We start from the raw sequence: 23827 nt of genomic DNA on the forward strand, positions 1-23827 counted from the left end.
GCTTGAACAATCTCTATTATAGAAAAAAGTGAGTTTTTTGTTTGGTCTAACCACTTGTCACCCACCCGCATAGCAGGTGGTTTTTTGTTTCGCACGCTATCGCGAGCTCAACGGACTAAAGTCGTAACAAAAAAAGACAAATCCGCAATAACCCCCTGCGAAAATGCCTTTTATTCCAAAAATAAATGTTCAACTTACTTTCTTGAGTGCACGTTTTTTCGGGAAGGCTGGTTTTACTTCTGCAAAAAGAATGGCTGCCAAAATAAGCGCAGCGCCTAATACTATGCGGACCGTCAGTGCTTCGTGTAAAAATAAAACCGAAAACACCATCCCAAAGAATGATTCCATTGATAGAATAATAGCGGCCTTCGTGGCTGTAGTAAGTTGGTGAGCCATATTTTGTAAAAGATAAGCTATCGTTGTTGAAAAAACGGCTAAATACACCACTGAATAGATTCCTTCTTTTTCCACCGTTGTCGGGATATCCCCTTTGATCAGTACAACTACCAAACTAAAAAAGGCTGCCGACAAGAATTGGACCATAGTCAAAGATATGGCATCTTCATTTTTAACAAAACGATTGGTGTAAATGATGTCAAAGGCAAAACCAACTGCACATCCAAGGGTTAATAGATCCCCAATATTAATCGTCATTGAACCCTGCAAAGACAAAAAGCCAATACCCGCTAAGGCCATAACCGATCCGAACATTTCATACCCATCGATTTTACGCTTGAACAAAAAATAAGCAATAATGGGGACACACACAACATTGACAGCAGTAATAAAGGCATTTTTAGAAGCAGTTGTATATTCCAAGCCGACTGTTTGGAAGGCAAATGAAATATATAAAATAGCGCCTAAAACAGTGCCTTTCCATATAACTGATTTTGTGAATTTCTTGAATTTGCGTCTAAATAGGATGGTCAGTATAATAGCCCCTAAGGTAAATCTACCGGCCATCACTTGATAGGCATTCAAATATTCGAGTGCAATGGCGGTGACCACAAATCCGCTGCCCCAAACAATGGCTGTAATAAGCAGCATTCCATCCCCTAAATATTGTTTCATGTCTCTTTTCCTCCTGACTACTTTAAAAGGATATCATGAGACGAGGAACAATAGTTTGATTTTAATTCTAAAAATATACGGTTATTTTTGGATTCATTCCAAAACGTTCGTTGATTCTTTGTGAAGCAAATATAATTTAACCGCCGCAGATACATGCTCATAAAAAACAAGTTCATTTTGAGATGGGGCTATTAATTGGCGGATTTTGGTCATCCGATAACGAATCGTATTAGGGTGACAGTGCAGGGTGTCCGCCGCTTCTTTTACATTCCCTTTTCTTTTCACAAAAGTCACAGCTGTATTCAATAATTCGGGATCCCTTATAATGGGGCCTAAATAGGTTTCCACATAATGATTTGCGAATTGGGCATCTCTGCGATACAGTTCAATCAGCAATCGTTCGGAGGCCAGCTGGTCATAATAACAAATGGGATCTAATTCTATTTTTCCAAACACACAAGCATAGTAAGCTTCTCGAACAGCAAGCTGAAGTTCAGACATTGTTTTATGAACCTGACTAAAACCCATTGTGAAAGGTTCAGCTGGAATGGCGTTAAGTTTCAGCCATTCCTTTAGCATTTTTTCGAATTGGAACTGTGAATTTTTTTCGGTGTAAAATACAAAAATACTTTGTTTATATGTGCAAACCAGGCCGGATTTTAAAAATCCTTCCAATTGGAAAAAGGACTCCCTCCATTTGGAGTCTTTTTCTGGTTGTTTCAATTGGATATTGGCTGCCACGACATGCTCCTCAAATGGTGTACCCATCTGTTTTATGAAGGACTGGATTTGTTCCTCTGAAACTTCTTCATCAACAAGAGTTTGCATTATTTTTTCCAACAAACACCGTTTATCCGCTTTCTTTAATTGGCTCATCGCTTCGAAAATGATGTCTTCAAAGAATTCATCCCCGCCGAAACACAGAATTGGAAAATGCTGCTCATTTGCAACATCCAGCACTTCTTGAGGCAGATCTTTGAAAATAACCGGTTTATATGCCAGGGCACTTACCTTTAAATCTATTAGATTTCTCACCGTATTCAATAATAGTTCAGGCTTTTCTTTTGCAAATAATAAGCTGCTGAGTACAATACTATGAGGATTGAAGGCCGTTTCTCTTACCTGCTGAATCCCTGCTGCAAATTCAAAGTCCAAAATCTCCACACTTTGAATGGGTTTATTTAACGCATTGTCACCTGCTACAACAGAAAAATCTTTTGTAACTGACAACTGCAAAAAATCCTTTACAGTCATCATGCCTATCATCCTTTCAAATTACATATAGAAATGATTATATACCAGGCTGCTTTAAGAATACATATTATAGGTTGTAAAAAGATCTAGTATTTTCAAAAATTCTCTCTGCCGCTTCTTTTTGTGAGAGATTTTTTATTTTTGCAATACAGGAAATCGATTCATTCATCATGATGGGATGTGTCATTTTTTCTGAAAAAGGGCCTTCGAACGGCCATGGACCGTCCGTCTCTACCATGATTTGTTCTAATGGATATGTTTGTACCAGTTTCTGAATTTTGTCCTTATAAACGATTTCAGGTGTAACAGAAATAAAATATCCGTTTTCAATCATTCTCATAATCGTTTTGTAGTCGCCTTTAAACCAATGGAAATGTGCTTTTCGTACAGAATGTTTTTCCAAAAGTCCGCAAACAATTGGGGCATCATCATAAACAGCATGTAAAGCAATCGGTTTATCCCATTTCTTTGCTAATTGGATGAACGCCTCAAGGAGTTCAATGTATTGCTCATACTCCAAACGGGAAACTTTTTGCTCCTGTCTTAAATAATAAGGCAGCCCCACCTCGCCAACAGCGGCCATATCCTCTTTATGCAGAATCATCCAGTCTATTAACTTGTGAATTTCCTTTTCAGTTGGCAGAAGTTGTTCGGGATGAAACCCAAAGGCTGGCTTTACTTTTGGATATTTGTTTGCTAATTGAAAATTTCGTTTGCATGATTCCAGATCCGTCGAAACCGTCAGCAATGCTTCAACATCGGAATCTTCCAGTATCAATTCTATCTCTTTTTCTTTGTATTGGTCTAAATGTATATGGGCATCAATTAGTTTCATATATTTACACGCTTCTTTATTGAAATTTTCCTCTTAACCTAAATTCCATTCAATAAGCATGCCCGCATGTGCCAGGCCGCCGCCAAAACCATAAAGGAGCAATTTGTCCCCATTTTTGATGTTTCCTTCTAAAACACCCATATCCAATGATAAAGGGATGGATCCTGCTGACGTATTACCGTAATTTACTAAACTATATAGTGTTTTTTCTATCGGAAGATCCACTTTTTCACATATAGATTCAATGATTCTTAAATTTGCACTATGTGGGATAAACCAATCGACCTTATTTAATGGCAAAGACGCATTTTCCATAACGCTTTTTATCCCTTTTGGCACCGTAGTAACCGCCCACTTATATACTTCACGCCCATTTTGAACGAGTTTTCCCGTGTTGATAATCTCTTCTTCAAATATATGATGGGACAAGTTTGAGCAATATAGACTTTTTCCTTTTTCTCCTTCAGAACCTACGTTTGCCGAAAGAAAACCGGGCTGTTTTTCATCATACTCAACAAGAACGGCACCACCTCCATCCCCAAATAAAATGCAGGTAGACCGGTCTTCGAAATCCGTAATTTTCGACATGGCGTCAGCACCGATGACAAGAATTTTCTTATGCAATCCAGAAGTAATCAATCCATTGGCAACATGCAGCCCATAGGTAAAACCTGAACAAGCAGTGTTAATATCCAATGCTCCAGCATTCTTAATGTCTAACTTTGCCTGCACCAAGGAAGCGACACTCGGTGTTTTGAAATCTGGTGTCATGGTGCAGACAATCACCATATCTACATCATCCATCGATTTATTATATCGTTCCATTAGATTTAATACGGCTTTATAGCTAATATCACTGGTAGATTCGTCTGACTGCACAATTCTACGTTCTTTAATTCCAGTACGCTGCACAATCCATTCATCATTTGTATCAACTAGTTTTTCTAAATCATAATTGGTTAATTTTCTTTCTGGTACGTAGGAGCCGATAGCAGTAATACGAGCTTTAGAATTTGGCATAAAAACCACCTTATAAAAATTTGTTTCTTTATATTCTATCATCTATTATTAGTATCAGGTACTAATTTTATAAAAAACATGAAATGTCAATAAAAAGAAGCTGACCATTTGATTTTTAACAACCTATTGATCAGCCATATACAATGATTACCTACTATTTATTTTTCATCTTAAACTTCTCTTTTAAAACCGCTTTAAACTGAGCGAGCTCATCTACACGAATAGCAACCTGTTCGAATTCTTTTTTCATTCCCAAAATAAGAACGGCTTCGATTGGTCTTTTTAATTTTAGGATGACGTCTGGATGAACTTCTTCAAAATCACGAGCGATAAAATCAATCGTATTTTTTGGAAGCTTTTGTTTTAATTGTTCAGGTTCCTCAATGATTTCAGCAATATCTGACCATTTAATTTCTATCCGTTTCATTAAACCGAGAGAAAGATAGATTTTTTCGTCGGTCAATAGAGCAGGATTATGGCGGACTGCTTGAATGTCACCTAAAAGGAAAATGACAGTATAAACATTGATGATCAGCAAAATCACCGACAAAATCATGGACTTTTCATGGAATAACCAGTGCAATCCTGCGGTTTCTATGATTACTGCATGAATTAACATGATTTGCATCGCCATGTAACTCGATTTTTTATGCAAAGTAAAGACATTTGTCCATGATTGCGGACTACTTCGCCATGTTGCAAAAGCATAATAAAACATGAGCATTTCTGAACAAATAATGCGAATGACAGGATAAGACTTAATTTGGTCATCTACAGCTTTTGAAAAAGCAAAGATGACGGGAAGGGAACTATTTTTAACAGTGCGGATGATTCGAGGTAAATATTTTACTAGTGTCACAATAACTAGTATTTCTAATAAAAATAATCCGCCTTCTACGGCAAATCCAATCCATATTACAGCTTCAAATGGCTTTAAATACTCCATTGGGATTAGAAAACGTATGGTGATGAGTCCTCCAGCAATTCCAATCACAAAGTTTTTCCAGTTTAATTTTCGTTTCCATGCCATTAATAAAAGCGGTGCAATGAACGCTAAATCAAACATGGAAGCTATAACTATTATGTTTGTATTTTCGGGCAATACCTGCAATCCAAAAGGTGTATGATACAAAGAATAATTGGAAGCTAACACCAGCATCATTAAGAAAAGAAATACATGACGGTTAAGAGTTCGTTTTAGGACCATCATTGTCACCCTTCGCTTTTTCTTTTATCATACCATATTTTGCCTTTTTTGAATTTTAAAAACCCCGTCTATTTTAAAGGTTGTGAGAACGGGGTTTTTTAGTTAAATAGTGTTCAATTGTGGAATTCTCTTTGGAGCGGATTAGTTGTTTTTCAACTTGTAAATTTCTCTGGAGTGTTCGGAAATCATACGGTCATAATACTCTAGGTCCGTTTTTACGGCCATCGTATTTTTAATTTCTTTGACATCATCAATAAGTGTGTCTACTTTGATTTCGAGGCTGTCAACACGTTCGTTTGTTTCAGAAATTTTAATATTTGTGGCTGCTACTGTATTAATTAATTGATGCAGTAATTCCCCATGCCTTTTTTGTTCGCTTTCTACAGCTGTTATTCTTTCTTCCATGGCTGTCATTCTTTCTTCCATGGCTGTCATTCTTTCTTCCATGGACTTCATTCTTTCTTCCATGGACTTCATTCTTTCTTCCATGGACGTCATTCTTTCTTCCATGGACGTCATTCTTTCTTCCATGGACGTCATTCTTCTATCCAAGACGTCAATTTTTTGATCTAAGTGATCAAGTTTATCTAAAATCAGCTTAAGAATTTCTTCCATTTTTTTCACCTCCCTCAATCATTCATTATAGCAGATTCATGTTGGTTTTTGTCGATATGTTTAACTTTGTTAAACAAAATTTTTAAAAAATAAATCAGGTACGAATTAACTAATCCTTGATAATCAACCCCAATAATGATGCGAATTGAATGGCCTGATAGGATGAGACCTTGCATCCTTTTAAATCACTCATCGATACTGTTAAGGTATCAAACGTAGAGGTGCTGATATCAATCCCTTTTAAAGATGTTTGCTCAAAGTTTGCCCCGTCAAGGTTACAAACATGAAAAATAACCGTCTTCAATTTGCAGTCATAAAAATCCGTGTTTTTTAATGCCGCCTCATGAAAAATAACCTTTTCCAGCTTTGATTCTCCAAATGCTGCTAAATTTAAAACGGAATAATCAAATTGTACATTTCCCAAACTGGATTCCGAAAAATTGGTCCCTACTAATTTACAGTTTTTAAATGTAACTCGGTGCACGGATGACTTACTTAAATCAGTATTGGATAAATCACAGTTTTCAAAAACCACATCTGTTATATCAATATATTGAAAATCCGTATGATTGAACCGGCAATTCTTAATGATCATATTGGATAACCGCACTCTGCCAGGGGCTTCATTTTCAAAATTCGAATCCAAGACCATACAGTCTTCTAATTCGGAATCCTCATTTTCATAAATGTCATTAAAATTTTTTAAAGGGTATTCATTAGAAATTCGGGGGCTGTCTATTTTCATACTTGGCCTCGCTTTATTAGAATATTTTTATTGAATAGTTAATCAAAATTTTAACATAAAAAAATGATGCCTGACGAATGTCAAACACCAAATAAAGTTATTTTAAAGACCAGCCGCCTTTTTCAACATAACCGACCACTTGTAATATATTTTCTTTAGGACCCTCAGCACTTATGTAATGGAATTGCCCGTCTTCTCCTTTGAAAACCCAGGCTACAACAAAATAGGTTCCTTCTTTATAGCTTCCATAAACTTGCAGTGCATCATATTTACCAAGAGTGACTTTTGCTCCTTTTATATCCTGTCCCCCGCCGCTTTCCATATTGGCAGCTACAATATTTGCGTATGTTTCTTCATTTGCGTCTTTACCCGCATCCTTGAAAACGTTTATGGATATGATTTGAGAGCCGTCTTTACTGCTGATTTGATAACTGGTATTTGGATTAACATCCTTAAAATTAACCCAGTCTAATGGTACCTGTACATACCCAAACCCTTCTTTACCAACCTTTTTCATTTTCTCCAGGCTTATCTCGTTTTTTGTTTCTTCTGTTTTATTGGCATCTGTTTCAGTAAGATTTTCAGGAGTCTTTTGAACACTTTCTTTTTCTGCTTTTTTCTGTTGTTCATCATTATGTGCTGTCGCATTGCTTTTTGTGCTAGCCCCTTCCTGCTGATTTGAACAGGCCATTAAACCAGCAACCATTGCCAATGAAACAATCCCCTTTAAAATAAATCTGTAGTTCACCATCTTTCTCTCCTCCCCATTTTTGCTTTTATCTTTATATCAGCAATGAACCTCACGATAATACCATAATAAGGAAATTACATAAACGGATTTTTGATTTTCAGGAAAATAGTCCCATGACGTTAAGAAAAAACGGTGCCCGACACCTCAATAACAGATGTCAGGCACCAAAGCTATGATTTTAATTCCCTTAATAATCGCATGATTTCATTCAATCTTTGATCAAGCACAGTGTAGGTCTCATCTTTTTTCGTTAAAAAACTGATTTTACCTAGAATTTCCTGCTGTTCATTTTCAAGCTCGAGGCGTTTCAGTTCCAGATCGTCTTTTGAAGCGGCCTCCATTATGGGAGACCTTACCTGGTGATCTTCAATCACCCATTTTTTATTTGTAATTTTTTCAATAAAATAGCGGTCATGGGAGACAGCAAGTATTGTCCCATTATACTCCATGAGTGTCTGTTCCAGCTGTTCCCGTGATGGCAGATCTAGATGGTTCGTGGGTTCATCTAATAGGAGTAAATCCTTTTCCTCAAGAATAAATTGCATTAACTTACACTTAACCCGCTCGCCCATGCTCATATTACTTATCGGTTCAGTCCATTGCGAGGCATTAAACCCTAAGTGTTTCATTACATTTTGCACTTTTCCCCGCTCAGCAAATGTTTCTTTATAGAAAAATTGTTCAGGTGTTTGCTGTAATGGCAAATCAAAAACTTCCTGTGTCAAATAGCCGACTTTTGCAGCCGAAGAAATCCAAATGTTCCCTTCTGAGGGTTCTTTTCCCATTAAGATATTAAGAAAAGTGGTTTTTCCGCTGCCATTTGGTCCAATTAACGCAATCTTATCTCCTGTTTGGATTGTTAAGTTTACATGTTCAAATAATAACTCACTGCCGAAGTGCTTTTGAAGATCCTTTACTTCCAACAGCCGCTTGCCTTTCTTTTGATTTGGAGGCAAAGAAAATTGAACGGTGTATTCTGGAGTGAGCCGCTCTATCCTTGATTTTGCAAGCTCGTTTTCTAACTGTTTTTGTTTAGATTTTATCTGGGAATCCATTCGTTTTGCCTTCACCCGGTAAAATTCTTTCATTCCTTCTTGCTTAGTGGATTGTTTGTGGGCCTTTTCAGACCAGGAAGATAAGTTCTGCAGCTGATTTTCGACTTGTTTGATCCGCTTTTGCTGCTGGTTATATGCATTTTGCTGGGCTTTTCGGCTTTCTGTCCGAACTGCCCTATAGTGAGAATAATTCCCCTCATACTCTGTAATCTTCTTATCTTCGATTGCCCATATTTTTGTGGCAATTTGATCTAAAAAATTTCGATCATGAGAAACCGTAATGATGATGCCAGGATAGTTTCGAATAAAGTTGATAATCTGACGGGCAGCAGCTTCGTCTAGATGATTGGTAGGCTCATCTAGTAGCAGCATGTCAGCATTTGCAGCAAAACCTTTGGCTAATCTTGCCTTTAATTTTTCGCCCCCGCTCAAATGTTCATAATTCTTCATTGGTACCGAGAGCTTTGCTAGAAGATTCCGTTCATCTGCATGTACTAACTGATTCTTATAAACCGCTTGCTCCTGCCTGACAAATTCTGTCTGTATGGTGTATTTCCAATCCATACTGCCAGCTGGCATTGTTATTTCACCTGCAATGATTTGTAAAAGTGTTGATTTTCCAGCTCCGTTTTTACCAACAATGCCTATCACTTCATTGCTTTTCACATGTAAAACTTCTGCTTCGAATAAGAAAACTTCATTAATGGAAAACTGAAGGTCTTGTATCGTTATTATTTCTTTCATTTCATTCCCTGCCTTTCGGGAGGGCTGCCTTTTTGCATTGATGCGGAAAATTCTTCAACGCAAAAAATCCTCCCAATTTTAATTGGAAGGATTAGTCTACAAAGCTGTAAGCTTAATAAGCCTGTTTTTGACAGACTTTTTCATTTATATGAATTGGGCAGACTAATCCTATTTTTACTGATCGTTCTATATAGTTGATCAAGAAAATAAGATTAGTTAATCATTGGCCGCCCACATTCCCTTCTGATTTATTGTTCATATTATAACATGTTAAATACCCTTTTAGAACATACTTAAATGATAATTTTGGGATAACAGTTCTAATAATTTAATTCCTGCAATACTATTCCCTTTGTCGTCGAGCGCTGGTCCAAAAATGCCAATTCCAAACCTTCCAGGGACAGCACCCATAATGCCGCCGGATACACCGCTTTTCGAAGGAATTCCAACCTTAATGGCAAATTCCCCTGATGCATTATACATTCCACAGGTAACCATGAACGTTTTACAAATACGGGCAATATCAATCGGCATGATTCGCTTTCCTGTTTCTGGGTCAACCCCATCCATTGCAAAGACCAGCCCGATTTTTGACAAATCGTAACAATTCATTTCAATCGCACATTGTTTTGTGTATAAATCAATCAGTGGTTCAACGTCCTCATCGATGATATTATGTTGTTTTAAAAAATAGACAAGAGCCCTGTTGAGGTTGGATGTTTTGAATTCAGAACGAGCCACCTCTTCACAGAAACTGATGTTTGTATCGTTGACCAATTCTTGAACAAATGACAGAAGCCTTTGGAATCTTTCTTCTACTGAGTTTCCTTTGATCATATGGGTAACCACAAGTGCACCAGCATTAATCATCGGGTTTAATGGTTTTGCGGGAGCCATCGTCTCCAATTTTGCAATCGAATTAAAAGGATCCCCCGTCGGTTCCATCCCCACCCGCTCAAACACGTAGTCTGTGCCCCTGTCCATTAACACAAGTGCAAGACTGATTACTTTTGAAATACTTTGAAGTGTAAACTTTTTTTCAATGTCCCCTGCTTCCACACAATTACCATTAGGGTAGTGAATCGCAATAGATAAGTCTTCGGGGTTTGCTTTTCCAAGTGAAGGAATGTAATCAGCAACCTTACCCTTTTTCGTACACTTCTTTGCTTCCATAACGAATTCTTTTAGTTCATCATTTGTTTGACATAGCATCCACATCACCGCTAGTAGTATTTGCTTTATTTTGTATATTATATGGTAAGATTTTATTTATGTTTATTGTGTGGACTAGAGACTAAACAGCGGGCTATTTGGAAAACGGGCTTTTAAAAAAGGACTTTGAAGACAGAATCGGTGTACTTTGCGGTATTCTGTCTTTAATAAACAGGCTTAAATACAAAATCGGTTGAGTTTTACAAAATCTGTCTTTAATAAGACCTCTTAAAGACCGTTTCGGTTAGGTTTTACGGAATTCTGTTTTTAATACATTTTTTTGTCCATATTAATCTTGTTTTCTTAAACCAGGTAATCAAAAAAACTTCCATTGACCGCACAATCTTTTTTTCTTTTGGATTAATCCAGTTTCGTCCATCGACCATTCTAGCTTTATTTTCTTTTCACAGGCAATCCAGCACTTCTCCATTGACCCAACCAGCCTCATTTTCCTTTTCACAGGCAATCCATCACATTGCCATTGACCGCACCAACCATATTTTCTTTTTCACGGGCAATCCAGCACTTCTCCATTGACCCAACCAGCCTCATTTTCTTTTTCACAGGCAATCCAGCACTTCTCCATTGACCCAACCAGCCTCATTTTCCTTTTCACAGGCAATCCAGCACTTCTCCATTGACCCAACCAGCCTCATTTTCCTTTTCACAGGCAATCCAGCACTTCTCCATTGACCCCACCAGCCTCATTTTCCTTTTCACGGGCAATCCAGCACTTCTCCATTGACCCAACCATATTTTCCTTTTCACGGGCAATCCAGCACTTCTCCATTGACCCAACCAGCCTCATTTTCCTTTTCACGGGCAATCCAGCACATCTCGATTGACCGCACCAACCATATTTTCCTTTTCACGGGCAATCCAGCACTTCTCCATTGACCGCACCAACCATATTTTCCTTTTCACAGGCAATCCAGCACTTCTCCATTGACCCAACCAGCCTCATTTTCCTTTTCACGGGCGATCCAGCACTTCTCCATTGACCGAACCAACCTATTTATCTCCTTTCCGGGCAATCCAGCACTTCTCCATTGACCCAACCAGCCTCATTTTCCTTTTCACGGGCAATCCAGCACTTCTCCATTGACCCAACCAGCCTCATTTTCCTTTTCACAGGCAATCCAGCACTTCTCCATTGACCGCACCAACCATATTTTCCTTTTCACAGGCAATCCAGCACTTCTCCATTGACCCAACCAGCCTCATTTTCTTTTTCATGGGCGATCCAGCACTTCTCCATTGACCCAACCAGCCTCATTTTCCTTTTCACGGGCAATCCAGCACTTCTCCATTGACCCCACCAGCCTCATTTTCTTTCACAGGCAATCCATCACATCCGAAAATAACCGCAACAACCTATTTTTCTCCTTTTCGGGCTATCCACAAACAATCTTCATCAAAACTTCCCTATAAAAAAATATTAAAATCCCTCATTCTTGTTCTATAATAAAGGTATTTTAGAAAGGGGATTAAAAATGGTGTTCAGGAAAACAGTGAATCAGGATATGGATGCAATCATGCATATCATTAAACAAGCGCAGGAGTATTTTAAAAATCAGAATATCGACCAGTGGCAGAATAATTATCCGAATCCTGAAGTAATTGAAAAGGATATTCAAAATGGTTACAGCTATGTTCTCGAAATAGATGAAAAAATAGCTGGAACCGCTGCTGTTTCATTCGACGGCGAAAAGACATACCAAAAGATTTACAATGGACATTGGGTGAGCAATGGTGAATATGCGGTGATTCACAGAATGGCAGTTGATAATGAATGCAAAGGCAAGGGAATTTCATCACAAATCATAAAGCACGTAGAAGAATTATGTTTGGAAAAAGGGGTTAAAAGCATCAAAGTTGATACACATGAAGAGAACATCCCCATGCAGAAACTGCTGCAAAAAAATGAATTTACATATTGCGGAGAGATTTTCTTGGAGGACAACAGCAAAAGAATCGCTTTTGAAAAAGTTTTATAAAACGATGAGAGGCACTGCTTAAAGCCCGTCCTTCAAGCAGTGCCTCTTTAAATTACACGTTGAATTTTTTAAAATCCTCTACAAACCCCTTAACCGCCTGTTCTTTTGTGGCCCATGAGGTTACTAGACGGATGGCCGAATGATCCTGATCGACCTTTTCCCAAACATGAAAACCATAATTTTTTTGAAGCTCGCTGATTGCAGCGTTCGGCAGAATGGGGAAAATTTGATTCGAAGGCGATTCGGTAAGAAACTGAATGCCTAATTGACTGAGTTCTGTTTTTAAAAGTTCTGCCATTTTATTTGCATGGGCAGCCAAGTCAAAGAATAGATGATCCCGAAACAGTTCAAGAAACTGAATCCCTAGAACCCGTCCTTTTGCCAAAAGTCCGCCTTTTTGCTTTATATGAAAACGGAAATCCTCTTTCAGCGAATCCCGGCAAATGACCAATGCCTCACCCAGTAGTGCTCCATTTTTTGTTCCGCCAATATAAAAAGCATCCACAAGGCCTGGTAAATCACTCAATTCCAGGTCATTTTCCTTTGAACAAAGGGCAGAACCTAATCGAGCCCCATCCATGTACAAAATTAAATTTTGCCCACGGCAGAAATTACTTAAATCCTGAAGCTCTGATTTTTTATATATCGTTCCAATTTCAGTCGAATTGGATATGTAAACAAGCTTTGGTTTTACCATATGTTCATCCGTATGTTCATCAAGCACTTGTTTTATTAAGCTTGGGTTCAATTTCCCATCCCCCGTGTTCACTGCTAACACCTTATGTCCCGTAGCTTCAATTGCACCTGTTTCATGTGTGAAAATATGTCCAGTACTGGCAGCGATGGCTGCTTCATGTGGTCGAAGAAAGGCCGATATGGCGGTAAGATTTGTCTGCGTCCCGCCTGTTAAAAGATGAACTGCTGCATCGGGTTGTCCGATTTTTTCCTTAATTAGGTCGATGGCCTGCATGGAAAATCGATCTTCCCCGTAACCCTCTTCCTGCTCTAGATTTGTTTCGATTAATACCTGTAATATTCTGGGATGTGCACCCTCGGTATAATCAGTTCTAAAGTTGTACATGTTCATGCCCCCATTTTTATTTTTATCGTATCATATCATTATCAAAATAATGAAATCATGCAGACTCATTTCGCAAAGAACTTTTAATATAAATTAAATAGTTTAGTAAAACATCTGCCTATTTTTATATGGTAGATTGTTGTTAGACCCTTGGCAAAAGGAAAACTTTAATCTCTGGGTGGCTTCCTGCCAGTTAAAGCGGGATAAATTTTTCAAAAACGAGTTGGTTATATGTTGAATCTAAAAGAAGCGGCAGTACTATTAAAAACGGAAGGTATTGCACATGATGAACAGGATGTTATACGTTGGATTCTCGATGGAAAACTAAAAGCAAAACGAACGAAAAGCTTAAACATTGATTATGTCATCGAGCCAATTGATTTAGCAGCATTTATGATAGAAAAACTAATAGAGAAAAGAATTCAAAAATATGGAGTGGATTATCTGAAGTGGGAAAAAACATTTTCCGATAATAAAAGATTAAAAGAGGAAAATGAAGAATTAAAGGCCAAAATCCGGATTGAACAGACCAAAGTCCGTGGCTTAAAGAGAATGCTGCAGGCAGAATATGCACTTTCCGAAGAACCCTCTCCCCTTACATATGTCAGCTTGTTAGGTTTAGATGCGAATGCTGACAAGGAAATCATTAAAAAGGAATTTAAGAAAATACTTAAAGCCCTGCATCCTGACCGAGGCGGTGATGAGCGGCTTTTTCGTGTGTTTTATGAACATTATGACAAGGCCAAGTAATATCGAAGGAAGTCCCCTGATGGCACTTCCTTCTACTTACCTCCTTCCTTTTCCATCATCATTCCTTAGTAAAAACCCCCAAATATGTTTTTAATCAACATTGAAAAAAGAGTGCCTCACAATGAAGCACTCTCCCATGTTTAAACTTTTTCTGCTGTTTTTTGACGCGATGCAATATAAGAAGGTCTGGGCTTTTGACCTGAAAATGGATCGACCAGCCTATTTTCAACACTGTTGTATACAAAGAATACATTGCTTCTCGGATAGGGACTGATATTGCTGTTGGACCCATGTAAAATATTGCAGTCAAATAAAATGACGGAGCCAGCGGGACCTGTTGGGGCAGCAATACCGTTTTGTTCTACAAGTTTAGCAAGGCTTTCATGATCAGGAACGCCAATTTCCTGCTTTCGAAGTGATTTTTCATAATTAGCCTCCGGGGTTTCGCCAATACAGGAAACAAAGTATTTATGTGATCCCGGCACCAGCATTAGCGGCCCATTGTATGGATTATTCTCAGTCAATGTAATCGAACAGCTGACAGCCCGCATTCTTGGCATCCCATCCTCTACATGCCAGGTTTCAAAATCGGAGTGCCAATAAAATTCTTTGCCATTGAAACCTGATTTAAGATTAATTCTCGATTGATGGATATACACATCGCTCCCTAATAGCTGCTTATGGATATCAACTAATCGATGGTCATTCGATAAGGATTGAAAAAATTCCTCATGTTCATGTACAGCAAAAACGGAGCGGACTTCATCACTGTCGGGTTCATGAATCACCCTTTTATCTGTGACTGTTTTACCTTCCTCTAATACTTTTGTAAGTTCGCTGCTCATGACAAATACTTCATCTTCAGAGAAAAATTGTTCAAGAAACAAATATCCATTCTCTTCGAAAAACTTCATCTGCTGCGAGGTGAGAGGACCCGGTTGTGAAGCGGGAGAATAAATAACCGGATCCTTACGGGCATATATAATAGGATGATTCTCGACTCTTGATGGATAGTAATCAATCATTCTCTTACACTCCTTCTCTTCATCTTACAAATTGGCTTTCCCAGCCGGCAGGCTGTAAGCCCCTTCTTCATCATGGGTTTCTCTTCCAGTGCATGGAGGATTGAACGTGCAAACCATCCGCATCTGTGTTTTTGCGCGCAGACAATGCTTTTCATGACCATCCAGAGCATATAAAGTTCCAGGTTTGATGGGATAAGTTTTTCCGTTCGTTAAATCCTCAATTTCCCCTTCTCCCTCAATGCAGTAAACCGCCTCGATGTGGTACTTATACCAAAAGATAGATTCCGTGCCGGCATAAATAATCGTGTCATGCATGGAAAAGCCCACTCCATCCTTTTCTAATATGAAACGTCTGCTTTCCCACGTTTTATCTTCCACATGATCTACAGTTCCTTTAACTTCCTCTAGTGTTTTTACAATCATTTTTCTTCCTCCTTTATCATTACAATTGCTGCTTTTACACTATCTTCAATAATGGTAAACCCTTGTTTCAACTCATCCCGTTTAATGGTAAGAGGCGGCATAATTTTAAATACTTCACTATTAGGCCCAGAGGTTTCCATAATTAATCCTCGTTTAAATGCCTCTTCACAAACCTTTTCAGCTAGTCCTGGAACATCACAGGCTATGCCTCTCATCAACCCGCGTCCGCGGACTTCCCCCTGCAGTTCCGGGTAACAGGAGGCTGTTTCTTCCAAGAATTCCCCCACTATGGCACCTTTTTCTAGTATTTCTGTTTGAAATTCTTCTGTTTCCCAATAGGAAAGGGCTTCTGCTGCCGTTATAAAAGCTGGATTATGACCGCGGAAGGTTCCATTATGCTCACCAGGCTCCCATATATCATATTCTGGTTTAATTAATGTTAAAGCCATTGGCAGACCATACCCGCTTATAGATTTTGACAAACAAACAATATCGGGTTTGATTCCTGCAGGTTCAAAGCTGAAAAATGTTCCTGTCCGGCCGATGCCTGCCTGAACATCATCCACAATCAAGAGAATATCCCAGCGGCGGCAGATTTCCTCAATACGCTTGATCCATTCAAAGTCGGCAACATTTAAACCGCCTTCCCCCTGGACTGTTTCTAAAATAATTGCCGCCGGAAGTGCTACCCCGCTGCCGTTATCCTCTAGAAAGCGGTCCAAATAATCAACGGTGTCGACATCATCACCCAGATAGCGGTCAAAAGGCATAGCAACACTATTATGTAGCGGCACGCCTGCACCATGACGTTTAAAAGAGTTTCCTGTGATAGACAAGGAACCAATGGTCATTCCGTGAAAGGCATTGGTAAAGCTGATGACCAATTCGCGCCCCGTCACTTTTCGAGCCAGTTTTAATGCACTCTCCACTGTATTAGTTCCAGTCGGTCCAGGGAACATGACTTTATAATCGAGCTTCCTCGGCTCAAGAATCACCTTTTGAAACTTTTCCAGAAAAGCTGCTTTGGCCTTCGTTCCCATATCTAAACTATGGGTAATTCCGTCTTCCACAATATATCTAAGCAGGCTTTCTTTCATTTTTGGGTTATTATGACCATAATTAAGGGCCCCGGCACCGGCAAAAAAGTCAATATACTCGTTTCCGTCCATATCCCAAATCTTTGAACCCTTCGCCTTTGAAAAAACTGTCGGGAAACTGCGGATATAACCTCTAACCTCTGATTCAAGTTCCTCAAATACACGAAGTGATGAATTTATTTCTTTTACTGCTTGCATGCGACACAACCTTTCTGAATTTTCGGTTTATTAACTTGATAGAACGGCCTTATTCTTTTTCCATTTGAAATGGGCCGATTCGATAGGTTTGCTCAGCTTCATGTCCGGTTTCCGGAAATAATTTTTCAGAAAAACATTCTGAAATTTCATAGGGACAATTTAAGTTTTTCGCTAAGCCTTTAAATAGGGATTGAGATGCAATGTTCGATGGTGAGATGGTAGCTTCTAAATAGTGAATGTTTTCACAAGATTCCCTGCTCAATAGCTCTTGTAATAGTTTCTTTCCTATTCCTTTTCCTTGATGTGATGGGTGAACAGCTACTTGCCAGACAAAAATCGTATCGTCTTGTTGAGGTGGACGGAAAGCGGACACAAAGCCAATAAGTTCGTGATCTTCTTCTGCAACCACGCAAGTGTCAGAAAAGAATTCACAGAGCATTAGATAAGAATATGCGGAGTTTAAATCTAATGTCCGGGTACTTTTAATAAGTTCCCAAATGTTTGCCCCATCTTCGTTCTTTGGCTTTCGAAAATGATTTGGGCTATACGTTTTTAAAGTCATTTATAATTATTGTCTCCTCCTTTTTGTTAACTTGTTACGAGTTTTATCTTAACGTAAATCAATAAAGGGCGTCAAAGCGCGTAATATGGATTGACTCTGTTCTATTGTGGGTCACTATGAATGAGCGCAGCTTAGCTGGCTCTAATTCTAAAATCCACCCATTTCCTCCCAAATACTCGAATTCTCAAAAAATTATGATAAATCACTACCCGCTAATTCTTCTAAAAAAAGCGGTTGTTTTCTTCTATTTTTACCTACAATAACCAGTAAATGAAACTTACGATTTTCCTTTTCGTATAATAAAGAAACGAATCGTTAAAAGGAGTCGAATAATTTTGCCAATAATAGAATCAGCTGAAGTTTTGGAAAAAGAATTAAGGAAAATTGAAAAATGGGAGAAGAGTCAAAAGGGTTTATGGTTTTGGGAAAAGATTGGACGCATTCCATTCGCACTGCTTGATAAGATAACACCTAAATTTATCCAGGATAAAATTGGTGTGGTCATCGATGAACTGGGGAGCTATATTCAAACCGGCGGCCAATATTTAATCAGTGAGAGAATGATTTTTAAAAAGTTCAACCCCGAAAACGTAACAAACCTAGAGGAAGTTAGGAGGCTGCCGCTTGAGAAAATGGATCACGTGGCGGAAGAAATCAGAAATTCAAGGGAAAAAGCTGCCGCTATTCAAGGAGCAACCACCGGAATCGGCGGCATTTTTACACTTGTCATCGATATTCCTGTTTTATTGGGGTTATCGTTAAAAGTATTACAGGAAATTGCATTATCCTACGGTTTTGATCCGAAAGAAAAATCGGAAAGGGTTTTTATTGTCAAATGCCTGCAATTTACCTCTTCTGATGTGGTAGGAAAAAAAGCAATTTTAGAAGAATTGACCGATTTTAATGCAGAGAAGCGAAGCGGAAGAATCATTTCACAACTCCAAGGATGGCGAGAAGTAGTGGCTACCTATCGTGATCATTTTGGCTGGAAAAAGTTATTCCAGCTCGTGCCGATTGCTGGTATCGTTTTCGGTGCAATGATTAACCGCTCTTCCATTCAGGATGTGGCGGAGACTGGGATTATGTTGTACCGAAAACGGAGGATTCTGGAAAGGCTGCATGAAAAAGAAGAGTTGGGTGAGTTATTATAATTTAAAGAGGAGTCTGGGATTTGTTTTATTGGACAACTTCTCTTAGTTTTACTGCTCATTTGTCCTATAGATGATGCGTTTGGGTCTGGATTTCACTGCCTCCTTATCAACCTGTCCCATAGACGCTGCCAATAGGACAGGATTTCTCCCTTTCCCATTTCAAACAGTCCCATAGGCTGATGCCTATGGGACTAAATTTCTCATTTCCATATTAAACTGGCATATAGGACGTTTTAATCATGAAAATTGGTGCCATCTGTTGTAGCTTTAATAATCTCAGCACGTATAACAAAGTCTCCGAAGTGTTCTCCTTCAAGACGTTCTTTTGCATATCGGGAAAGCAGAACACGAAGTTCACTCAGGATTTCTTCCTCGCCGATATTTTCGCGGTACATTTTATTCAAACGGCTTCCATCAAAAGCCCCGCCAAGGTACATATTGTATTTCCCAACGGCTTTACCCATAAAAGCAATTTCTGACAGTGACGGGCGGGCGCATCCATTTGGGCATCCGGTCATGCGAATGGTAATCTCTTCGTCACGAAGACCATTTTCATCCAAAATATCTTCAATTTTATCAATTAAACTTGGTAAATATCGCTGACTTTCGGCCATAGCCAAACCACATGTTGGAAGTGCAACACAAGCCATGGAGTTGCGGCGCAGTGCCGAATGAAATCTGCCATCTGTTAACCCATATTGATCTAACAGCTTAGTGATGTGTTCTTTCTTTTCACTTGGAACTCTAGCAATCACCAGGTTTTGATTCGGCGTTAACCGGAAATCACCTGTATGAACTTTGGCAATTTCACGTAAAGCGGTCTTTAGCTGATAATCAGGAAAATCCTTCACTCGGCCATTTTGAACAAACAATGTGAAGTGCCAGTTTCCATCACTGCCTTCTACCCAGCCATAACGGTCACCATTATGGTCAAAATGGTATGGCTTCGCCTCTTCCAATTTCCAGCCTAGACGATTTTCCAATTCTTCTTTCACCACATCAAGTCCTAGACGGTCAATGGTATATTTGAAGCGCGCGTTTTTACGGACAGAACGGTTTCCATAATCACGCTGAATCGTAATCGTTTTTTCGGCTAATTCCACAATTTTATCAGGCGTGCAGAATCCAATCACTTTGGCAATCTGCGGATATGTCGCCTTATCTCCATGGGTAAAGCCCATACCGCCTCCTATTGCAATGTTAAAACCAATCAGCTTCCCATTTTCCTGTACTGCAATCAAACCAAGATCCTGTGAAAAAACATCCACATCATTTGAAGGCGGAACTGCAATCCCTATTTTAAACTTCCGCGGCAAATAAAGCGGACCGTACATTGGCTCTACTTCTTCTACCTCTGGTGTACCGGCTATTCTCTCCTCATCAAGCCAAATTTCATGATAAGCCCTTGTTCGTGGTAATAAATACTCACTCAATGTGCTGGCATATTCATAAACCTGGGCATGAATTTCCGATTGATATGGATTAGGATTGCACATGACATTCCGGTTCACGTCACCGCAGGCTGCAAGTGTATTTAGCAGTGTATTGTTTATAGCCTGAATGGTTGGCTTCATATTCCATTTTAAAATTCCATGCATTTGGAATGACTGACGTGTCGTCAGTTTTAATGCTCCGTGTGCATATTTTTCGGCAAGGTCTTCTAATACCAGCCATTGTTCCGATGTTACCACTCCGCCTGGTGCCCGGACACGCAGCATGAATCCATAGGCTGGCTCAAGCTTTTGTTTCTGTCTTTCATTCCTAAGGTCACGGTTATCCTGAAGGTAGCTGCCATGAAATTTCATTAACCGATTATCATCGTCATTAATTCCGGCACTAAGACGGTCCTCTATCGACTCCGCTAATGTCCCTTTTAAATACTTACTTTCCTCTTTAATCCGCTCGACATCACTCGGCGGTCCATCTGGTGCAGATAATTGTTGTTTTAAAACCATCTTGAAAAAACCCCTTCCTGTATATAGCTTTGATCAATAAACATCACGCTGGTAACGTTTTTGCTGCTGCAGATTAGATAAATAGGCCACCGCTTGTTCATGGCTTAAGCCGCCTTCATTTTCAATAATGGCAAGCAATGTTTCATGAACATCATGAGCCATGTTTTTCTCATCACCACATACGTAAAAATAGGCTCCGGCCTCCAGCCATTCAAACAATTCCTTACTGTGTTCAAGCAGGCGATGCTGGACGTATACTTTTTCTTCTTGGTCCCTTGAAAAAGCCACATCCATTTTCGTTAACACGCCGTCCTTGAGCCATTTTTGCCACTCGGTCTGATAAAGGAAGTCTGTTACGAAATGCTGGTCACCAAAAAACATCCATGATTTCCCTTCCGTGCCGATTTCTTCACGTTCTTGCATAAAAGAGCGGAACGGTGCTGCACCTGTACCAGGTCCTACCATGATAATTGGTGCATCTGGATTAGCCGGCAGCTTAAAGTTCTCATTATGTTGAACAAATATTGGCAGTGTATCCCCTGGTTCAAGGCGCTCGGCGGCAAGGATGGAACAAACACCGTTTCGCGGTCTTCCGTTAGATTCATACCGGACAGCCCCAATAGTTAAATGAACTTCGTCCGGATTGGCTGTTAGACTGCTGGCGATTGAGTAAAGCCTGGCTGGGATTTTCCGCAAAATGGAAACAAATTCTTGTGCCGATTCACCCCACACCCCAAAATCACGGACTAGATCGAGCAGATCACGACCTTTTATATATTCTTTTACTTTGTTTTCATTACCAGCTGATACCAGCTTTTTTAATTCCTGATTGCTGGATAGTTTGCTGACTTTTTCAAGAAGCGGTTTTGTTAAAATCGTAATTTCATAGTATGACAGAAGGGCCTCTCTAAGCGGGCGGACATCCCCTGTTTTCACGGTTACCGGCTCCTCTGGATTCCATTTCAATTCATATAAAAGGAGATCCACGAGTGCCGGGTCGTTCTCTGGATAGATTCCCAGGCTGTCTCCCGGTTCGAATGTTAAACCTGAACCCTCTAATGATATTTCAAGGTGGCGCGTTTCTTTATTGGAACCGCGGCCATTTAGATTAATATTTTCCAATACTTCAGCTTGAAACGGATTGGTTCTGGAATAAACCGATTCGACTGTTTGCAGAGTTTCGGCCGGTGTAACAGCAGAACTTTGAGTCTGTGATTCACTTAGGTTGTTCAGTACACCTTGAAGCCATTCGGCCGCTGGTTCATCAAAATCAACATCACAGTCGAACCTCGGGTAAAGCCGTGTACCGCCTAATTCTTCTAATCGATGATCAAAATCTTTCCCAGTTTGACAGAAGAATTCATATGAGCTGTCACCCAGCGCCAATACGGAAAAGTTCAGTTCTGGTAGTTTAGGTGCCCGTTTGCTGTGAACATATTCATAGAAAGTCAAAGCATTATCGGGCGGATCGCCTTCACCATGTGTACTCGTAATAATAAGCAGGTTTTTTACCTTTTTTAAGTTGTTCGGTTTGAAATCACTCATAGCTGATATGATTGCTTTTAAACCATTTGACTCAAGAGCAGCAGCCGCTTTTTTTGCAAGCCCCTTGGCATTTCCTGTTTGTGATCCATACAGAATCGTTATCTCTTTTGATACTGCCTGTGTTGTACCTTGTGATGATGCTTGGGCTGTTGCATTTCCTTGAATAAAAGCTGGCTGAAGGGAAGCAGCTAAATAACCGCTCAACCAAACCTTTTGTGGTTCTGTTAATGTCTGCAAAAGACGGTCGAGAAGCTCTGCCTGCTCCTGACTAAACGGACTGTTTAATACCTGTACTTGCAAAGAAATCCACCTCACATTGGAATATTTTTATAAAATTAATGTTTGTTTAGGTTCAAAGAAGCTTTCTATGAGAGCTTTAAACTGATTTTTCTATTTTAGAAGGCAGATAGAGCCTTTCTAACTGACCTATAAGGTATTTTTTTCTCTTTTAGAGGGTGGATATGGCCTCTCTTTCGGTCCTCTAATTGGGATTTCCCTCTCCAGTGGGCTGATAAAGCTTCTCTTTCGGTCCTCTAATTGGGAGTTTCCCTCTCCAGTGGGCTGATCAGGCCTCTCCATTAGTCCTCGAATCTAATTTCATTCTCTAGAGTACAGATAGAGCCTTTCACCATCAGTCATCTAAACTGCTTTTCTAACTAGACGCAGCTAGGCCGGCACACCGCTGGAAGCCATCTCCACGACAACATCCTCAATTACCTGGTGCTTGCTTAACGGTTCTGTAACGAGAATCTGTCTGCCCTGTTTTTTCCACTTAAGTACTGCTCGATTGACCTCAGCACTCAGGAGTCCGGAAAACAATAAATATGGAACAACAATGACAGTATCCGGTGCTTTTTCCAAAATGGCATTTAGTCCTGCCTGCAGCTTTGGCTCGGCGGCAGCTAAATAACAGACAGATACTTGCTCAAGGCCGAGGCGGAGGCTAAGTCCAGCCTGAATGGTTGAAAAATCCGCCTGAATTTCAGGATCGCTGCTGCCCCTGCCCACAATTAACAGACGATTTTGCGGACTCAAGTTACTGCTCACAGACCTAACCAGCTCTGCCACAGCATCCAATATTCTTCCCTGCACACCGAAAGGATCCTTTACCTCCATTTGAAGGGCGGGATATCTGTCTTGCAGTTTTGCCAGAGCTTTTGGGATATCATGTTTTATATGCCCTGCAGCTAAAAGGAACAGCGGAACAACGGTAATTTCCGTCGCCCCCCTTTCCACACAGCGCCTGAAGCCATCCTCAATCAGCGGTTCTGTCAGCTCTAGAAAGCTGATTTCTTGTATCGGGACATTGACTCGTTTGATTACCCTTTCCAGAAAATCTTTTACTTCTTTCACACCTGTTTTAGATCGCGTTCCATGACCGATGTATAGAATCGCCTTCATTGAAACGCCCCTTTCTGCACTTTAAAGAAGTGATTTTTTGTAAAATTTTCATACATATCTGCGAATTACGGCCATTTATCTGCGAGTTTGAATGTTTTATCTGCGAGTTGGACAGATTTATCTGCGGTTTTAA

At 39.7% G+C, this 23827-nt stretch carries 26 protein-coding genes; 3 read left to right on the forward strand and 23 right to left on the reverse strand.

The genetic code is table 11. The features are described 5' to 3' along the window. Positions 1-189: 189 nt before the first annotated feature. From M3183_RS22375 to M3183_RS27200, 15 genes are all read right to left on the reverse strand, one after another. The gene (locus M3183_RS22375) at positions 190-1071 is read right to left on the reverse strand and encodes a DMT family transporter (protein ID WP_251473160.1); all 882 of its coding nucleotides are present in this window, start codon (positions 1069-1071) and stop codon (positions 190-192) included. A 93-nt stretch (positions 1072-1164) separates the two neighbouring features. Beyond that, positions 1165-2328 carry a PucR family transcriptional regulator gene (locus M3183_RS22380; protein WP_251473162.1) on the reverse strand — a complete coding sequence of 388 codons (1164 nt, stop codon included), beginning with the start codon at positions 2326-2328 and terminating at the stop codon, positions 1165-1167. Between the two features lie 64 nt (positions 2329-2392). Further along, entirely contained in the window at positions 2393-3160 is a 768-nt protein-coding gene (locus M3183_RS22385) for a TatD family hydrolase (protein ID WP_251473163.1), read from the reverse strand. Positions 3161-3193: 33 nt separating this feature from the next. After that, the gene (locus tag M3183_RS22390) at positions 3194-4180 is read right to left on the reverse strand and encodes a ketoacyl-ACP synthase III (RefSeq protein ID WP_251473166.1); all 987 of its coding nucleotides are present in this window, start codon (positions 4178-4180) and stop codon (positions 3194-3196) included. 154 nt (positions 4181-4334) lie between these two features. Further along, a complete protein-coding gene (locus M3183_RS22395) occupies positions 4335-5390 on the reverse strand; it encodes a beta-carotene 15,15'-monooxygenase (protein ID WP_251473170.1) in 1056 nt (351 codons plus the stop codon). 138 nt (positions 5391-5528) lie between these two features. Further along, positions 5529-6002, reverse strand: a complete 474-nt coding sequence (locus tag M3183_RS22400) for a coiled-coil domain-containing protein (protein ID WP_251473174.1) — start codon at positions 6000-6002, stop codon at positions 5529-5531. Between the two features lie 109 nt (positions 6003-6111). Beyond that, positions 6112-6747, reverse strand: a complete 636-nt coding sequence (locus tag M3183_RS22405) for a pentapeptide repeat-containing protein (RefSeq protein ID WP_251473176.1) — start codon at positions 6745-6747, stop codon at positions 6112-6114. A 97-nt stretch (positions 6748-6844) separates the two neighbouring features. Further along, positions 6845-7498 carry a hypothetical protein gene (locus tag M3183_RS22410; protein WP_251473179.1) on the reverse strand — a complete coding sequence of 218 codons (654 nt, stop codon included), beginning with the start codon at positions 7496-7498 and terminating at the stop codon, positions 6845-6847. Positions 7499-7668: 170 nt separating this feature from the next. After that, positions 7669-9297: a ribosomal protection-like ABC-F family protein gene (abc-f, locus tag M3183_RS22415; protein ID WP_251473181.1), complete on the reverse strand. Its 1629-nt coding sequence runs from the start codon at positions 9295-9297 to the stop codon at positions 7669-7671. A 282-nt stretch (positions 9298-9579) separates the two neighbouring features. Beyond that, entirely contained in the window at positions 9580-10509 is a 930-nt protein-coding gene (gene glsA / locus M3183_RS22420) for a glutaminase A (protein ID WP_251473184.1), read from the reverse strand. Between the two features lie 316 nt (positions 10510-10825). Then, positions 10826-10969: a hypothetical protein gene (locus M3183_RS22425; protein WP_251473187.1), complete on the reverse strand. Its 144-nt coding sequence runs from the start codon at positions 10967-10969 to the stop codon at positions 10826-10828. Next, the gene (locus M3183_RS22430; protein ID WP_251473188.1) at positions 10966-11103 is read right to left on the reverse strand and encodes a hypothetical protein; all 138 of its coding nucleotides are present in this window, start codon (positions 11101-11103) and stop codon (positions 10966-10968) included. The genes M3183_RS22425 and M3183_RS22430 overlap by 4 nt, the downstream gene beginning before the upstream one ends. 70 nt (positions 11104-11173) lie before the next feature. Continuing rightward, a complete protein-coding gene (locus tag M3183_RS22435) occupies positions 11174-11329 on the reverse strand; it encodes a hypothetical protein (RefSeq protein ID WP_251473189.1) in 156 nt (51 codons plus the stop codon). Beyond that, entirely contained in the window at positions 11326-11463 is a 138-nt protein-coding gene (locus tag M3183_RS22440) for a hypothetical protein (protein ID WP_251473190.1), read from the reverse strand. The genes M3183_RS22435 and M3183_RS22440 overlap by 4 nt, the downstream gene beginning before the upstream one ends. Before the next feature lie 61 nt (positions 11464-11524). Further along, positions 11525-11647 (reverse strand): hypothetical protein, encoded by a 123-nt coding sequence (locus M3183_RS27200; protein WP_285880829.1) that lies wholly within the window; start codon positions 11645-11647, stop codon positions 11525-11527. A 355-nt stretch (positions 11648-12002) separates the two neighbouring features. On the opposite strand from M3183_RS27200, the gene M3183_RS22445 reads away from it, so the two are divergent. Next, a complete protein-coding gene (locus M3183_RS22445) occupies positions 12003-12506 on the forward strand; it encodes a GNAT family N-acetyltransferase (RefSeq protein WP_251473191.1) in 504 nt (167 codons plus the stop codon). Positions 12507-12558: 52 nt separating this feature from the next. On the opposite strand, the gene M3183_RS22450 is transcribed toward M3183_RS22445, so the two are convergent. Continuing rightward, on the reverse strand, positions 12559-13587 hold the full coding sequence (locus M3183_RS22450) for a threonine aldolase family protein (protein ID WP_251473192.1): 1029 nt from the start codon (positions 13585-13587) through the stop codon (positions 12559-12561). Positions 13588-13818: 231 nt separating this feature from the next. Here M3183_RS22450 and M3183_RS22455 point away from each other — a divergent pair, with 231 nt between their 5' ends. Beyond that, the gene (locus M3183_RS22455; RefSeq protein WP_251473195.1) at positions 13819-14337 is read left to right on the forward strand and encodes a J domain-containing protein; all 519 of its coding nucleotides are present in this window, start codon (positions 13819-13821) and stop codon (positions 14335-14337) included. A 140-nt stretch (positions 14338-14477) separates the two neighbouring features. Here the strand turns inward: M3183_RS22455 and thpD are convergent, their stop codons facing one another. Genes thpD through ectA form a run of 4 tightly spaced genes read right to left on the reverse strand, consistent with a single transcriptional unit; the run spans position 14478 to position 17642 of the window. Continuing rightward, positions 14478-15362: an ectoine hydroxylase gene (gene thpD, locus M3183_RS22460; RefSeq protein WP_251473197.1), complete on the reverse strand. Its 885-nt coding sequence runs from the start codon at positions 15360-15362 to the stop codon at positions 14478-14480. A gap of 24 nt (positions 15363-15386) precedes the next feature. Beyond that, on the reverse strand, positions 15387-15785 hold the full coding sequence (locus M3183_RS22465; RefSeq protein WP_251473200.1) for an ectoine synthase: 399 nt from the start codon (positions 15783-15785) through the stop codon (positions 15387-15389). Then, on the reverse strand, positions 15782-17080 hold the full coding sequence (gene ectB, locus M3183_RS22470) for a diaminobutyrate--2-oxoglutarate transaminase (RefSeq protein WP_251473203.1): 1299 nt from the start codon (positions 17078-17080) through the stop codon (positions 15782-15784). The genes M3183_RS22465 and ectB overlap by 4 nt, the downstream gene beginning before the upstream one ends. 49 nt (positions 17081-17129) lie before the next feature. Further along, entirely contained in the window at positions 17130-17642 is a 513-nt protein-coding gene (ectA, locus tag M3183_RS22475; protein ID WP_251473205.1) for a diaminobutyrate acetyltransferase, read from the reverse strand. A 335-nt stretch (positions 17643-17977) separates the two neighbouring features. On the opposite strand from ectA, the gene M3183_RS22480 reads away from it, so the two are divergent. After that, positions 17978-18793: an EcsC family protein gene (locus M3183_RS22480; protein WP_251473206.1), complete on the forward strand. Its 816-nt coding sequence runs from the start codon at positions 17978-17980 to the stop codon at positions 18791-18793. A 233-nt stretch (positions 18794-19026) separates the two neighbouring features. Here M3183_RS22480 and cysI read toward each other — a convergent pair whose 3' ends face one another. The 3 genes from cysI to M3183_RS22495 all read right to left on the reverse strand — a co-directional run bounded on the left by cysI (position 19027) and on the right by M3183_RS22495 (position 23694). Next, entirely contained in the window at positions 19027-20748 is a 1722-nt protein-coding gene (gene cysI / locus M3183_RS22485) for an assimilatory sulfite reductase (NADPH) hemoprotein subunit (protein WP_251473207.1), read from the reverse strand. Between the two features lie 33 nt (positions 20749-20781). Further along, positions 20782-22593 (reverse strand): assimilatory sulfite reductase (NADPH) flavoprotein subunit, encoded by a 1812-nt coding sequence (locus tag M3183_RS22490; RefSeq protein WP_251473208.1) that lies wholly within the window; start codon positions 22591-22593, stop codon positions 20782-20784. A 366-nt stretch (positions 22594-22959) separates the two neighbouring features. After that, positions 22960-23694, reverse strand: a complete 735-nt coding sequence (locus M3183_RS22495; protein ID WP_251473209.1) for a sirohydrochlorin chelatase — start codon at positions 23692-23694, stop codon at positions 22960-22962. Positions 23695-23827: the final 133 nt, after the last annotated feature.

The organism is Neobacillus mesonae (assembly GCF_023715155.1).
Taxonomy (GTDB): domain Bacteria; phylum Bacillota; class Bacilli; order Bacillales; family Cytobacillaceae; genus Neobacillus; species Neobacillus mesonae_A.